The organism is Ventosimonas gracilis (genome assembly GCF_001580025.1).
Classification (GTDB): Bacteria; Pseudomonadota; Gammaproteobacteria; order Pseudomonadales; family Pseudomonadaceae; genus Ventosimonas; species Ventosimonas gracilis.
In genome coordinates this window covers 1-545 of sequence record NZ_LSZO01000189.1, presented here as the reverse complement: position 1 = coordinate 545, position 545 = coordinate 1, and the positions used below count along the sequence as shown (strand labels likewise).

Here is a 545-nt window from a genome sequence, read left to right as displayed (position 1 = left end):
GTGATGCGGTAGTGTTTAAAGCCTGCCGATAGCGATACGTTCGCGCCGCCGCCGCGTCTGCCGGTGCCTGTCCAGCTCAAGATCAGCTCATTGCCTTGCCTGTGTGCTTTCAGGTAGGCGGGCGCGGGTTCTTTGATGCCGGTGAGCGTTAAGCTTTGCCAGCCGCTGGTAGAAGGCTCTGCGCCGTAGCTGGTGGCGCGGAAAGTCAGCGTGCGGTTTAGATCAAATTGTTCGGCGGGGACGAAGAGGATTTGATCATCCAGCAGAATAAAGCGCTCTCCTGCGCTATGGCTGGTCGCCGCCGTGTGTTTGCGTCCGCGCAGCAGGCCGGTCAGCTCATAGGTGGTGTCGCCGGTTTGGGTCACGCCCGAGAAGTTGATGATCTCATTGCCGATCAGCGCAAGATTGGCGCGGTTTTGCATTTCCGCTTGGCTGGCGGGCAGCAGCTCCATATCGGCGCGTGCCAGCTCGATGCGGAGGGTGTTAACGTCGTCGCGGTATTCGTGCCGATGATGATTAAGCGGCGCGGTCAGCTCGCCAAAGGT

At 60.0% G+C, this 545-nt stretch carries 1 protein-coding gene; it reads right to left on the bottom strand.

Features of this window, described 5'->3' with window-relative positions; all coding sequences use genetic code 11:
* The coding region (locus AXE65_RS13895; protein WP_204376559.1) for a GTA baseplate fiber-binding domain-containing protein at positions 1–545 on the bottom strand (545 nt) is incomplete at both ends.